The 15727-nt window shown below is 27.4% G+C and carries 11 protein-coding genes; all 11 read right to left on the bottom strand.

The window, feature by feature from the left end; all coding sequences use genetic code 11:
• Window positions 1-154 precede the first annotated feature (154 nt).
• The 11 genes from T514_RS0108920 to T514_RS0108870 all read right to left on the bottom strand — a co-directional run bounded on the left by T514_RS0108920 (window position 155) and on the right by T514_RS0108870 (window position 15277).
• The gene (locus T514_RS0108920; RefSeq protein ID WP_027624461.1) at window positions 155-1555 is read right to left on the bottom strand and encodes a L,D-transpeptidase family protein; all 1401 of its coding nucleotides are present in this window, start codon (window positions 1553-1555) and stop codon (window positions 155-157) included.
• Window positions 1556-1735: 180 nt separating this feature from the next.
• Entirely contained in the window at window positions 1736-3136 is a 1401-nt protein-coding gene (locus T514_RS0108915; protein WP_027624460.1) for an aldehyde dehydrogenase, read from the bottom strand.
• A 92-nt stretch (window positions 3137-3228) separates the two neighbouring features.
• On the bottom strand, window positions 3229-4617 hold the full coding sequence (locus T514_RS0108910; RefSeq protein ID WP_027624459.1) for an MATE family efflux transporter: 1389 nt from the start codon (window positions 4615-4617) through the stop codon (window positions 3229-3231).
• A 287-nt stretch (window positions 4618-4904) separates the two neighbouring features.
• Complete coding sequence (gene ptsG / locus T514_RS24270) at window positions 4905-6425, bottom strand: glucose-specific PTS transporter subunit IIBC (RefSeq protein ID WP_084284454.1); 1521 nt, start codon at window positions 6423-6425, stop codon at window positions 4905-4907.
• Window positions 6426-6718: 293 nt separating this feature from the next.
• Entirely contained in the window at window positions 6719-7633 is a 915-nt protein-coding gene (locus tag T514_RS0108900; protein ID WP_027624458.1) for an SPL family radical SAM protein, read from the bottom strand.
• A 44-nt stretch (window positions 7634-7677) separates the two neighbouring features.
• Complete coding sequence (locus T514_RS0108895) at window positions 7678-8346, bottom strand: SanA/YdcF family protein (RefSeq protein WP_027624457.1); 669 nt, start codon at window positions 8344-8346, stop codon at window positions 7678-7680.
• Between the two features lie 306 nt (window positions 8347-8652).
• A complete protein-coding gene (locus T514_RS0108890) occupies window positions 8653-10119 on the bottom strand; it encodes a methyl-accepting chemotaxis protein (RefSeq protein ID WP_027624456.1) in 1467 nt (488 codons plus the stop codon).
• A 290-nt stretch (window positions 10120-10409) separates the two neighbouring features.
• The gene (locus tag T514_RS0108885) at window positions 10410-10781 is read right to left on the bottom strand and encodes a PH domain-containing protein (RefSeq protein WP_027624455.1); all 372 of its coding nucleotides are present in this window, start codon (window positions 10779-10781) and stop codon (window positions 10410-10412) included.
• A 112-nt stretch (window positions 10782-10893) separates the two neighbouring features.
• A complete protein-coding gene (locus T514_RS0108880; RefSeq protein ID WP_027624454.1) occupies window positions 10894-13104 on the bottom strand; it encodes an FtsX-like permease family protein in 2211 nt (736 codons plus the stop codon).
• A gap of 40 nt (window positions 13105-13144) precedes the next feature.
• Window positions 13145-13843, bottom strand: coding sequence for an ABC transporter ATP-binding protein (locus T514_RS0108875; protein WP_027624453.1), 699 nt, complete (start codon window positions 13841-13843; stop codon window positions 13145-13147).
• 9 nt (window positions 13844-13852) lie between these two features.
• Window positions 13853-15277, bottom strand: coding sequence for an HlyD family secretion protein (locus T514_RS0108870; protein ID WP_027624452.1), 1425 nt, complete (start codon window positions 15275-15277; stop codon window positions 13853-13855).
• Window positions 15278-15727 lie beyond the last annotated feature (450 nt).

Below are 15727 nucleotides of genomic sequence, written 5' to 3'. Positions count from 1 at the left end.
GCCTATCAACAGACTTCTTAGGAGTTTCACTCCTAAGAAGTCGTTATTCTTTAGAGGAAATCATTATCCAGGGGCGTAGCCGCTCTTTACTCTTTCTAATTTATTAAAATTGTATTCACAATTTAATTATATATCCTAGAGGCTTCCTGTTTTTCTATTCTTCATAGCAAATAATGGGAGTTCCCTCTTCTATATTTTCAAAAATTGTTTTAGCTAAATGTAATGGGGTATTTACGCATCCATGGCTTCCATTTCTCCTATATATATTCTTTCCAAAAGAATGTCTCCAGCTTGCATCATGTATCCCTATATTTCCGTTAAAGGGCATCCAATAAGTTACTTCTGAACTATAGTTTTCTCCTGTCAAAGTTGCTCCTTTTTGTTTATAATTAAGCATATACACTCCAACAGTAGTCCCATTTCCTTTATTAGGATTACCTGTTACTACAGCCCCTTCTGTTATAAGCTCTCCATCCTTATAAAACCATAAATGTTGTCTTGTTATGTTAATTTCTACATAAGTATTCCCTATGTCATCCTCATCCCTAAATAAAGCCTTTTGAACATATATAGGTTCTTTTTTTATTACTTCACCAAGTTTAATATTTTCCAATAACGCTTTTACTTCATCAGCATAATTAATTTTCCATCCATAAAATCCACCCTTAACTTCTACTATTTTATTTGTTGATGTTTTAATTTTTCTTCCTATTCCAACTGTATCATATTTTTTACTCAATCTTTGTACATATTCATTAACTGCTTTTTTATTTATTAATATATCTAAATTTTCATCAACACTAAGCCATTGATTTATTATATTTCCATCTAACATTTCATTTTTACTTCCAAATACATAAGTAATTTTTGTTCCTACATATTTATTTAGTAAATTTTTAGTTTTAAAAGTTTTATTGGATTTTAAGGTATACCTTGGATTTTCATAACAAAAATTTCTATTTAAATCTAATTTTGTTTTTCCTTCTAATATGCTCATTTCTATAGCCTCATCCAGTTTATCTTTATATATCTTATTCCCATATATCTCTTTAACGGTTTCATATGAACCATTCAAATACTTAAAACTTACATTTTGTGACTCTATAATATCTATATTTAAACAGTTTAATCTATTTATTTTATTTTGTAATTTATCTTCATTATAGACAAATAAATCACCTATATAATATTCTTGCTTATTTAATAAGGAACTTATCCACTTAAAAGAATTTTTCATTTTATAAATTTTATAAGCAGTATTTTTCTCATTGTACTGCATTCCTATATCTTGTCCTATTATTTCTTCTATTTCCCCATTTCTTTCAATCAGCTGTAACTTATAATCTTTAATATAATTTCTAATAGTATCATCTACATCATCATGTGCTTTTAATGATACATCTACTCCATTTATTACTGTATTAAAAAAATAATGATTAGCAAAATATAATGAAATAAGTAAATATATTAGTATAATTGAAGCTACTAAGATAATAATATTTCCTTTAATCCCCTTTTCAAATTCAAAGAATTTCTTTATATTAATATTTTTCATACCAATTTATACCTTTCATCAAAAATACAAACATAATAACTAATTCATTTTATGTTTGTATTTTTGATTTTAAAACTAATATATAGATTTAATCATTTAATGATAATTGGCATTAAAATATTATTACTTTTTTCTAAAAATCTTAACTTCAACAGCTTCTTTATATTCCATTTTTACCATCTACTTAAAAAATTTCTTAATAAGATTTAACTGTTTTTCATTGTATGGTGGGAAAAGCATTTTATTAACAAATCTATTACTCTTTTTTAAAACACTTTTTCTATGGGAAAAAGTTATAAAACTTTGTTCCCCATGATATGATCCTATTCCAGAATTTCCAACTCCCCCAAAAGGAAGCGCTGAATTAGCTAAATGAGTTATAGTTTCATTTATACAAACACCTCCAGAAGATATTTGACTTAAAACTTTATTCTCCACATTTTTGTTGGTAGTAAATAAATATAAAGCTAATGGCTTTGGCTGCTTTTTTATATCATTTATTACTTTATCTAAGTTTATATAGGTCATTATAGGTAAAATAGGTCCAAATATTTCTTCACCCATACTTGCTGCATCCCATGATGAAACCTCTACTATAGTAGGTTCAATATACTTTTCTATTTCATCATATTTTCCACCATAAATTATCTGCTCTTTATCCTTCTCTAGTATATTTTTTAATCTATTAAAATGTTTATCATTAATAATGCGACCTAAGGACTCACTTTTTTGAATATCTGTACCGAAAAATTCTTTAATACTCATTTCCATTTCTTTTATAAGTTTATCTTTTATTGAATTATGTACAACAACATAATCTGGAGCCACACAGGTTTGACCTGCATTTACTGTTTTTCCCCAAATAATTTTCTTTGCTGCCAATTTAATATCTGCACTACCATCTACTATTACTGGACTCTTTCCACCTAGTTCTAACGTAACTGGTACTAAATTTTTAGCTGCTGCTTCCATTATTATTTTTCCCACGGCTATACTGCCAGTGAAAAATATATATTCAAAATGAGAATTTATAAGTGCTGTATTTGTTTCTATTGATCCTTCTACACAACTTACATATCTATTTTCAAATGTATCCCCTATTAACTGCATAATTACCGAAGATACATTTGGTGACATGTCTGATGGTTTAAGTACTGCACAATTTCCTGCTGCAATTACACCTATTAATGGTTCAATAATAAGTTGAAAAGGATAGTTATATGGTCCAATTATTAAAACCGTTCCGTAGGGTTCACTTATTATAAAACTCTTTGCTGGCATTAAAACAACGGGTGTTTTTACCTTTTTAGGTTTTGCCCATCTCTTTAAATTCTTAATTGCCTCTTCAATGCTGTTATACACAAATCCAACTTCAGTAATATATGCTTCAACTTCATTTTTTCGTAGATCTTTTTTTAATGCTTCTAAAATTCTACTCTCATATTTTTTTATACCGCATTTTAATTTTTTTAATTGTTCAATACGAAAATCTATACTTTTAGTTTCCTGTGTATTAAAAAAAGCTTTATGCTTTTCAAGTATTACCTCTACATCCTCTAGTGTTAACTCTATTTTATCCATTATAAACACTCTCCCCTTATTAACTGTTACATATGAAATATTTATTTTCTTAATATTATAATACTTGTTAAGTATAGTTAATATATTAAATTCTAGTTCTGTACACAGCTACTTCTACATTCCTCTGAACAAGTTTTACTTAAAGTTTTCTTATAAAACATAGTAAATGTTATAACAGTTATCATTGTAGCAGTTATATCTGCTATAGGTTCTGCTAATAATACCGCAAATAATTTATCTTGTATAAATAATGGAAGAATAAATATAAGTGGTATTAATAACACTATTTTTCTTAGTAATGCTAACATAAGAGAAGACTTTGCCTGCCCTAATGCTAAGAATGTCTGTTGACAAGCTATTTGAGCTCCAAATATGCCCATACCTGCAAAGTATATTTTTATACTCCAAGAAGTAATTTTTAAGAGTTCAGGGTTTTTATTGAATATGCTTACAAATACTTCTGGAAACAACATTAAAGATCCCCACATAATTATTGTATATGTTATACAGCATGATATTAATAATTTGAAAGTTTTCTTAACTCTTTCTATTTTTTTCGCACCAAAATTATAACTTATAATAGGTTGAGCTCCTTGAGTCAATCCTGTAAGTGGAAGAAATATTATTTGCATAATGCTACTCATTATAGTCATTGCCCCTACAGCTAAATCGCTTCCATAAGCCTGTAATTTATTATTCATAGATATAAGTACTAAACTTTCTGTGGATTGCATTATAAATGGTGAAACACCTAATGCTATAATGGATAAAATCACCTTTTTATTAGGAACCAAATATTTTTTTCTGATCTTTATTATACTTTTCTTTCCAAACAAGAAAAATACCACCCATATAGCAGATACACACTGTGACATAACCGTAGCTATAGCTGCTCCTTTAACTCCTAAATTTAATCCAAATATAAATATTGGATCTAAAATTATATTTATAATAGCACCAATAACTACTGTAATCATTCCCATTTTGGTAAATCCTTGAGTATTTATAAAAGGATTCATACCTATAGCTATTAAAACAAATAGCGTTCCCATAAGATATATTGTTAAATAATCCTTAGCGAATCCAATAGTTCCATTACTGGCCCCAAACTTCCAAAGAATAGGTTCTTTAAATATTAAAAATACTATAGTAAGTATAATAGATAATATGACTAACATAGAAAAACTATTGCTCATAATTTCTTCAGCTTTATCATTATTATTTTCTCCCATTTTAATAGCAGCAAGTGGAGCTCCACCCATTCCTATAAGAGCGCTAAAAGCTGAAATTATCATAATAATAGGAAAAGCAATTCCTACCCCTGCCATAGCTATTTCTCCACTGGGCATTCTTCCTATAAATATTCTGTCTACTATGTTATAAAGTACATTTACTATCTGCGCAACTATAGCTGGTGCTGCAAGCCTAAGCAGTAATTTTTTTATATTACCCTCACCTAAATTTGTTGCCTTTTTACTCATGTTGTCCACTCCTTTTATAAAATTTATTTACTCTATTTCTACCATTACTAATCTCCCAACTTCCTAAGTTAGAGTATTAGCATAGTATTTACCAACTTTAAATGAATCATCATTCATATTATTGAGATATTTAATATAATACTACTTTTTCTGGAAAATATAAATGTATTTTTTGTTAATTATATAAAAACAAAAAAATAGTAGCTCTATTGTTCATAGAATACTACTATTTTTATATTTACTTTAAAGATCAATAGTTTCTTTATAATTTTCTATATTAATAACTATTACACTACTTTCACAGATATTATATCTTGAATTTGTGTTTTTAATTGATCTGATTTAGGTCCAAATATTGCTTGAACATTATTCCCAACTTCCATTACTCCTGCTGCCCCTAACTTCTTAAGCTCTGCTTTATCAACATTTTTTATATCATGTACACTTACTCTTAATCTTGTAATACATGCATCTAATTTAGTAATGTTTTCTTTTCCACCCAAAGCTTTTAATATTCCTGCCGCTAAATCTGAACCCTTAGCATTGACAGATTCTACTGACTCATTATCATCCTCACGTCCTGGAGTTTTTAAATTCCATTTTCTTATTGCAAATCTAAATCCTAAATAGTAAACCACAGCAAATCCTAGCCCTACTATAATTACTAGCCACCAAGCTGTTCTATTTGGAACTATACCAAATAAGAAGAAATCTATTACACCACCTGAGAATGTCATACCTATTTTAACATTTAAAATCTGCATTAACATAAATGAGAAACCTGCAAGTATACAATGAATTACATATAAACCTGGTGCAACGAATAAGAATGCAAATTCAATTGGTTCTGTTATACCTGTTAAAAATGAAGTAAATGCTGCTGACCCTAATAACCCTGCTACCAAAGCCTTCTTTTCTGGTTTTGCTTCATGATACATAGCTAATGCTGCCGCTGGAAGTCCAAACATCATAAATGGAAATTTACCAGTCATAAATGTACCTGCTGTAAATGGAACACCATCTTTAAGCTGAGCAAAGAATATATTCCAATCTCCTTGTACTAATTGACCTGCATTATTTGTATACTCTCCAAATTGGAACCAGAAAGGATTATAGAATATATGGTGTAATCCAAATGGAATTAATGCTCTTTCTATAACTCCAAATATAAATGCTGCTGCCGTTTTATTAGCATCAATCATGTTTAGTGAGAATGAATTTAACCCACTCTGAATGTGAGGCCATACAACTGTCATAACCATTCCAACAATTATTCCAGATGATGCTGTAACAATGGGAACAAATCTTTTTCCAGCAAAGAATCCTAAATATGGAGGAAGCTCAATATTATAAAATTTCTTATATAGTTGTGCTGCAACAATACCCATTATTATACCACCAAATACACCAGTCTGAAGTGTTGGAATTCCCATTACACTTGCAAATGCTTTGTTATGAGCTATCATATCAGGAGTAACTCCTGCAACTAATCCCATAGTTACATTCATTACCAAAAATCCTACTATAGCCGCAAGGCCTGCAACACCTTCTCCTCCAGCTAACCCTACTGCAATACCTACTGCAAATATTAATGAAAGATTACTAAAAATAATTCCACCTGCATTTTCCATTACCACTGCAACAGATTGAAACCCTGATGAGCCTAACGCAGGTATTAATCTTAATAAATACTCATTGTGAAAAACATTACCTAATGCAAGTAATATACCTGCTACTGGTAATAGTGCAACTGGAAGCATTAAAGCTTTACCTATTTGTTGTAAAACACCAAATGATTTCTTAAACATATACTCATCTCCTTTTTAAATTTCATTTAAACACAAAAGGCATGAGTAAAAGTATATTAGATTTAATCTAATATAAACTTTTACTCATGCCTGATCGAATCAGTAACACGTAAAAAAATATAGAGTTGTATTTAACGTTTACACTTAATAATACCAGTATTATTAGGATGATATTATTATATCGCAATATTTTTAATTTTTCAACATTTTTTGTTAAAATATTTTATTTTTCGATATTTTTTGTCACTCAATAACAAAACAAACTGTATTCATAATTTCTCTTACATTTTTTATTACTTTATGTTATCTTTATCAAATAATGAGATTTGAATATTTTCCTTAATATTCATTTTTTCTTTCATTGGCTTAGTATAACTACTAGAAAGATTATATTTATCTCTTAATTCATTAACAACTAGATATAATTTTTCTTTATATTCCTTACTTGCTCCGCCTTTACTATATAACTCTTGTAACTTTTCATATAAATTTGCATATTCTTCTTTTATAAAATTAAAAAATACCCTTCTAGTATCTCCTCTTAAATAAAGGGTTCCTGGTAGTACATAATTAACTTTACAGTCACTTGCCATGTTAAACATATTATTAAAATTATCATAGCTATCAGTAATATATGGTATTATTGGCATAACATGCAGACCAGTACTAGCATTAGTTTTTCTAAACTCTTTTAAAACTTCAAATCGTTCTAAGGTTGTTGCTCCAAATGGCTCTATTTTTCTTCTAACATTTTCATCCATAGTAGTTATTGTTTCAGCAATATTAACATAAGTTATTCTTGATAGTTTATCTATTAAATCATAGTCTCTCAATATAAGTTTTGATTTTGTTGAAATTATAGCTGGTGTTTTATACTTTATAAAAAGTTTCAATATTTCAGGCATAAGTTTATATTTACCTTCTGCTGGCTGATAACTGTCAGTTACACCACCAATATTTACGACTTCTCTCTTCCAGCTATTATTTTTTAACTCCTTCTCTAATACATCTACTATATTAGTTTTTATATGAATATCTTTAAAAAAATCTACTGATCCTAAATACTTGTGAGAATACATGGCATAACAATATTTACACCCATGTTGGCATCCTCTATAAATATTTAAATCCCATCCATAAGGTATTCTCCTCTTTAATTTATTTAAAGCATTTTTGCAAGTTTCCTCTTTAAATATTATTTTTTCCATACCAATATTCCTTTTATTTTATTAAATATTAAAGACTAAATTATCTACTTATCATGTGTAACTATGCCATTTCCACTTACAGGTATAGCATCTCCTAAATATTTAGGTTTTGATTTAATCATATTAACATTAAAATAGTCCTTTACTCTTGCTGCAATTTCTCTAGTTTTATATCTACCTATTCCCCAATAATTTCTTGGGTCGGAATTTACTCCATAAGCATCTAATCCAAGCTGCCTTGCTATATACACTGCCCTCATAAGATGATATTCTTGAGTTACAATTATTATTTTTTTAGCTTTAAAAATCTCTTTTGCCCTATACATACTTTCATAGGTGCTAAATCCAGCATGATCTAAAAATATATCCTCCTTTTTAACACCTTTCTTTTCAGCAACTTTCTTCATTGCATTTACTTCATCATAATTAACTTGTCCATGATCTCCACTAAATAATAATTTCTTAGCTTTATTGTTTTTATATAAATCTATTCCTACATCTACTCTGTCTTGCAACATATCACAAAGGTTACCATTTGGTTTAACATAAGCTCCTAAAACTAAAATCACCTCTGCCTCTGGAACATCTTTAGGATTTACAATATATTTTTTACCTTCTGTTCTTACCTTAAAATCAATAAAAAATACTACAGATGTTCCTATAAAAGCAATTACTATAATAAATGCTAATATCCTTTTTATTTTATTTTTCAAAGTTTTACACCTCCAGCCATATATCCTAACATATTTCAAAGTATAGATAAAAAACCTTTTATTATTCATTTCTTCACTATAAAAAATTACTTAGCAATCTATACTTTGTAGTTTTTTATATTATTAATTATAACATATTGCTAAGATAATTATGGTAAATCGGAATATTTTCCAATATCCTTATTAACTCCTCCTTTAAAAAAGATGAGAGTATTAGACCAGGCAATCATCAGATAAAAATAGCTAGTAAAATTCACCACATTTTACTAGCTATTTTTATAGGTGTTTATTCTGTTTTAAGCTTTCCTAAATTTGTATAGAATTTAACTCATTACATATATTATCAATATCATTATAACTGCTAGTTATATCCACTATACTATTATTAAGCTCATCAATGGCAGCAAATGTCTCTTCCATAGCTGTTGCTGTAGTCTCTACATTTTCACTAATATCATTTACTGAATTTAATATATTCCCTATTGAATCTTCTAATACAACAGATTGAGAACTAACATTTTTTGAGTGATTTAATAAATTTGAAGTATTTTTACTTATATCCTGAAATAAATTTTTAACATCCTTAGTATGTTTATTACATAAATCAATAGACTCTTGTTCACTTACCACTTCATCAGATACTACTCTTGTCCTGTTAGAAATATTATTTAATATTACCTCCACTTCATCAGTAGATGCCTTTGAATTTTCTGCAAGTTTTCTTACTTCTTCTGCAACTACTGCAAAGCCTTTTCCCTGTTCTCCTGCTCTTGCTGCTTCTATTGATGCATTAAGGGCTAATAAGTTAGTTTGCTCTGATATCTCATTTATAGTATTAATGATCTGTACTATTTTTGTGTTTTCTTCCCTCAATTCATTTATTAAATTTACTACATTTATAATTCTTGAATTTACATTATTCATTTCTAATGATAGTTTGTCTACTTTATTAGCACCTTCTAAAACAACACTTTCTGTAGATATTGATAATTGTTCCATTATCTTAATTGCCTTTGTAACTTCTTTTACCTTTTCTGAACCTATTGAGATTGATGATTTCATACTGGTCATTATTTCTACTTCTTCTGTTGTTCTATTAGCAACATCACTGGTAGAAGTTACTATTTCTTCTGCTATTTGACCTGTTGTAGAAATTCCACCTTTAATTTTTTCGTTAGCTAATGTTAAAATTTTTATTATATCGTATATTTTATTTAATAATACCTCACTCTTAGATTTTGCTTCTTCAATAACTTTATAATTTTCTGCTAAATTTTTATATACAGTTTTTGTCATAATTGCATTAATGGATAATATAATTGACCCTGCTATAATAGATAATATAAAAAATGCTAATTGTTCATATCCAACAGAAGCAAACAAAGTATTTTTGTAGTTTAAGAAGAAATATAATACAAGTATTATACTAGCTATTGCTTCTATTATCATTGCTATTAAGTCTTGATATACACTTATTAAAATGATGCCATAATAAATTAAAATAAAATTAGCGAAACTCGGTTCTGATACAAACATTATAAATATAACAAATACATACATTAATATTGTATAGTACATAGTTTGAATAATACATTTCTTTTTTATTAAAATAACATCTACTAGAGATAATGGAATTGATACTACAGCTAACATTACTATAAATTTTGGTTCTACTTTTAGACAGATATCCGAAATTATTCGTAATATTACCGAAAGTAAAAATCCTACTAACATAATCTTATTTTTCAACTCTAAATTTTTCTTATAATCCATAAATGTCCCCCTTCGCATATTAATCTTCTTTTTAAATTTTGAGTTTTATAATATTAAAAAAACATTAAGTATTTTTGTTATTTATACGACTTAATTCGATATTATACCATAAAATTCATCTTTTTTCTATATTTTGTATAATTTTAGATACAATATAAAAAACCTCCACAATACAATCCTATATTGTGGAGGTTTTCATATTGGAGGTAAACCGCTCCTGTTATCATATCTATCATTGGCAAAGTTTCTTATTTAGCCTCTAATTTCAATTCAAATATTAATATTTTATACTAGCACACATACATACTCAAAATTCTTAATAAAGGTTTTATATCCGTACCTTTCATGAATTCAAACTCTATTCTACCAAGTCCAGAACACCATACCTTCATTTCAGCATCAATATCAAATGTTCCCGCACTTTCACAAGAAAAAGTTGAAATCTTGGAAAATGGTATTATCATAAACTCCTTTTTCTTTCCTGTTATTCCTTGAACATCTATTACTATTAATCTTTTATTTGTTACAATTAATCTATCCCTTACAGATTTATAAGATATTAATATTTCCTCATCATTCAAAATTAAGAATTCATAAAGTTCACTTCCATTACTTGTATTCACCCCTGAAAGTGCAACTATTTTAGGTTGTATTTCTGCCATTTCTTTTCCTCCTATTATTTAATCTCTCTTCCCTTTTTATTATATATTTTTTCCTCTTTAAATACTATAGTCACTTTTTATACATAAATCACATTTGCCCTAGAATAAACCTTTAATCCCTATTTTTAAGTGCCTCGCTTAATGATATTGAGTTAATATATCTCTTTAATAACATATTGCTAATAAAATATGAAATCATTATTACTATTATTATACAGCAGTAATGTTTAGGTTCTAGTTTAATTAAAAAATACGCTTGTACATTGGCTACTAAGCTTGGATAAATTGTTTTTGTTATTTTTACTGTTAATGGTATTGAAAGAGCTATTGAAAATAATACAGTATATAATGAACTTCCTAAATACAACTTACTTATTTCTTTCTTATTAAATCCAAAAATTTTAACTAAAGAAATACTTGAAATACTTTTATCAATGGCTAATTTTAATAATAGATACATACTTATAATAAAAAGTATGCTTGAAAATATTATAAGAAGTATAATAGTTGGTAGCATCATAGAGGTCATATTTTTAGCTGACTTAACCATATCCTTAGATGTTATTTCTGAATATATATAATTCTTATTAATATTAAGTTTTTTATCAGATAAATATCCATTGAAATAAGACTTATCCTTTTTTAGTAATAAATTTAATTGGGTTTGATTCATAAACACATTTAGTCCTGAATTATAGTCTACAATTCCTTTTACTTTTAGGGTAAATACTTTATTTTCGCTTTTATCCTTTAAATTAATAGTATCTCCTACATTTAAATTAAACTTTCCCTTTACACTATTTGATATATATAAACCAGGATCATCTTCTGATATATTAAAAGAATAAAATTTAGAGTTTCCCTTAATCCCTTGAAGCATTACATCCATATCCATATTCAAATCTTTAAAATACAGTGATAACCCTTTAAATGTAGTTTTTTCAACCCCTTCATTTTCTGTAATTTCAATTGGAAGCTTTAAGGTATACATATAATTATATACTGCTTCTTTTTCAATATTTTTTACATATTCATTAATAGCAGAATTTATACAAACTCCAAAAACAAGTAAAAAAGTTGAAATTAAAATTCCAAAGAAAAGAATAATACTTCCTCTAATTTCTCTTAAAAACTCTCTTAGCCTAAATTTAGTTACAAAATTAAAATACCCTATTTTAATAGCATTTAACTTACTTGCTTTCTTCTCTTTTCTTAATAATTGAAGAGGAGTTCTATTAAGTTTTTTAGAAATTATAAAATAGTTTATTACTACTACTATTAACATTGGAACAATTATACCTAAAAAAATCAAATAAGGAGAATATATTCTTTCGATTTTAGGAAGTGCATATATATCTGTAGTTGATTTTGATAATAGCTCTTCTATTGCAAATCCTAAACAAGTTCCAATAGCAGCCCCTATACTAACAACCATTATAGGTAAAATCATAAAGTGATTTAATATTTCTTTTTTTACATACCCTAAGGAATATAATGCTCCAATTATTGGGCTTTCTTCATCTATTGAATTAATAATAGACATAGAAATCATAAAACTAACCATTATACATAATACAATCCCAATTATTATTACTACATTTTTATTTATTTTGCTATCATCTATATATCCTATAGCTCTTGAATTATCTTCTATCTTAATAAATTCTGTTACATTAGCATTTTTAGAAACAATATTTTTCACTTTATCGGCGGAAGCTTTATTTAATTTAAATACATATGAATAAGACTTGTTTTTTAAATTTTTAAAATCCTCTTCATTCATAAAACCAATACCAAATCTTTTAGAATTAGGTACTATATCACCAAACTTTTGAATAATATTAGTGTAATCTGGTGCTGCCCCATACCCAACTACCTTAAAATTTTTATTTTCAATGGTTAAATTGTTGAAAAGCTTATAACCATTGGCTTTCCCAAAATGATCATCTATAACCATTTCACTTAATTCATTTAAGTTGCTTCCTTTATTTATTGATATTTTATTTATATTTTTTCTTTCTTTAAATATCCTAATAGTTTGATTTTCATAAAGCTTATAATCTACATAAAAGTTTTCTTCAATGTGAACTCCTAATGTCCTTATTTTTTGGAGTGTTATATTATTTAATCTATCATCAACATAAAATTCTCCATCTTCTAGATTATTTTCAATTGCAGCTTTTTTTCCAGTATGTATAATACAATCTGTGGAATTTGCAAAGCCTACTATCAACATAGAACTTATAAGTACTAATACTATTAGTCCTAAATATTTCCCAATATTTTCTTTAAGTTCCCTTATAATTCTTTTATTTAATACCATTTATTCACCCTTTTCACTACCTATGAATTATTCTAAATTGCTACCAAGTGATATCTTTTGCTGGAATTAATGTTTCATTTTCATACTCTTCTTCAATCTCTCCATCCCTAACCTTTACCACTTTATGAGACATATCCTTTATAGCATTATTATGAGTAACTATTATCATAGTTGTGCCATATTTTTTATTAACAGATTCTAAAAGTTGAAGAATTTCCTTAGATGTTTTATAATCTAAGGCACCTGTAGGTTCATCACAAAGCAATAATTTAGGATTTTTAATAAGCGCTCTAGCTATAGCAGTTCTTTGTTGTTGTCCTCCAGACAAATGCCTTGGAAATTTATCTTGATGTTCCCAAAGTCCTAATATATTTAACAATTCTTCTTTATCTAAAGGATCTTTTGTAAGATATTCACACACCTCTATATTCTCTTTAACTGTAAGATTAGGAACTAAATTATAAAATTGAAATATAAAGCCCAACTTTTCTCTTCTATAAAATGCTAAATCATCCGAATTCAAATTTGAAATTACAATTCCATCAACTCTTACCTCACCAGAATCTATACTTTCTAAGCCACCAATAACGTTTAATAAAGTTGATTTACCCGATCCAGAAGGCCCTAAAATTGTACATATCTTTTTTTCTTCTAAAGTAAGGCTTGCCCCTTTTAATACTTCCACCTTACTTCCCCCTTCTCCATATGCTTTTTTAGCGTCAACAACTTCTAAAAACATTTTTCCCACCTACCTTCTATTAATCTTAACTTTATTTCCAATTTCATAATCAGAAGGATTATTTAGAACTATAATTCCATCCTTAATATCTTCTCCAAAAACTTCTACATTAAGATCTGTTTCCGTACCTTTAGTTATAGGAATTTGTTTAATAATATAATTCTTTTCCTCTTTATCAGCTATATATAAACATTCATTATTATCCTTATCTTTTATTATGCTTTCAGAAGGAACTGTATAAATGCCATCTTTTTCACTTAAAATAATGTCAACTTTTGCTTTCATGCCTATTTTAAGCTTATGATTTTTATCATTTATTTTAATCTTAGTTTCAAATTCTGCTTCTCTATCATTAGAATCATCATTAAGATTTAATAAATCTTTATCTTCAACTTTAGCTATTGGTTGTACACTTATTACTTCTCCCTGAATAATATCAGTGCCAGTTGCATCTGTCTTTATTTCAGTCTTTTGTCCTTTTTTAATTTTTTCAACATCCACTTCTTTGACATTTACATTTACTGTTATATTGTTATTATCCTTAATTTCAAATAGTATTCCTGAACTTGGATTGCCAACACTTGCATTTTTAGCACTAACTATTCCATCCACAGGTGATTTAATTACAGCATTATTTAAATCCTTTTTTAAATTTTGAAGAGAAATGCGTTGACTATTATCCTCATATTTTGTCCTTGCTAAATCATAATTGTTTTTAGCTGTAGTTAAATCCAGTTGTACTTTAGTTTTTATATTGTTTAATGCTACAGTACATTTTTTAAAAGTGTTTTTTGCATTTTCATAAGAAATTTCATATTCCTTTAAGTCTTGTTTTGCAACACTGCCACAATTAAATAATATCTTGTTATTTTCATAAATCCTTTTTTTATTTTCAAAATCTAATTTTGCTGCATTTAATGCTGTTTCTGCACTTTTAATATCTCCATTTTTTTCATCACTTCCTAAAGCTAATGCGTTATCATATACTGCTTTTGCTTTATCAAGTGCTATCTTATTGCTAGAATGGGATGTAACAATAGTGGCTTCTAACTCCTTTATTTGATCCTCTAATTTGCTTGTATCTAAAATTGCTAAAACATCATTAATTTTAACTTTATCTCCAATGTTTACCTTAACCTCTTTAATTGTAAGGGTTACACTTGAATAAACATTAGTAGTATTTTCACTTTTCACTTCACCTTTAACATTTATTTTGTTTATATTTTTTCCTGATTTAAGAATAGTATATTTATCTTCTTTTAATCCCTCATTAGCTAATATTTCATTAGTTATTTTAAATCCCGATCCTACAATTATCATAAATATTACTATAATTATTAGCTTTTTATTAAGCTTAATGGAAAATCTCTTTTCTTTAGAACTATTCATGTTAGTACCATTATTGCTGGATTTGTTTTTAATTAATTCTTTCATTTTTCCTCCTCCTAATCCTTTTTTGACTCTACATACTTGCTATGAAATAAGATTTTAGAACTATATCGCAATTAATATAACAGTGTTATAAGCTATGTAACACTGTTATATTACCCTTTTTTACTCTCCTTGTCAATATTGATTTTCAATTGATAACGTTTTTCATTATTTTTTATATAAAAAATAGTATGAAAATCTAGTTATCCACATAAACACTGGACTTATCACACTTTATCAAGGGCAAACTCAATCAATTTACTACTAATTTACTACTTATGAATGAGCTTTGATACGACGATTTACCCTTGAAAAGTGAAGAAACAAAGATACTTCCAATAAAAAATTGAATATGTAAAAGGTAGACACTTCAAAATGAGGTGTCTATTTTTTACCCAATTTTGAAAGAACGTGATACCACGAAAACAGAAAACGGAGAAAATAAAGGTCGCT

Source organism: Clostridium lundense DSM 17049 (genome assembly GCF_000619945.1).
GTDB lineage: Bacteria > Bacillota > Clostridia > Clostridiales > Clostridiaceae > Clostridium_AO > Clostridium_AO lundense.
Note: the sequence above shows the minus strand (reverse complement) of the source record. Positions and strands in the feature narration are given on the sequence as shown.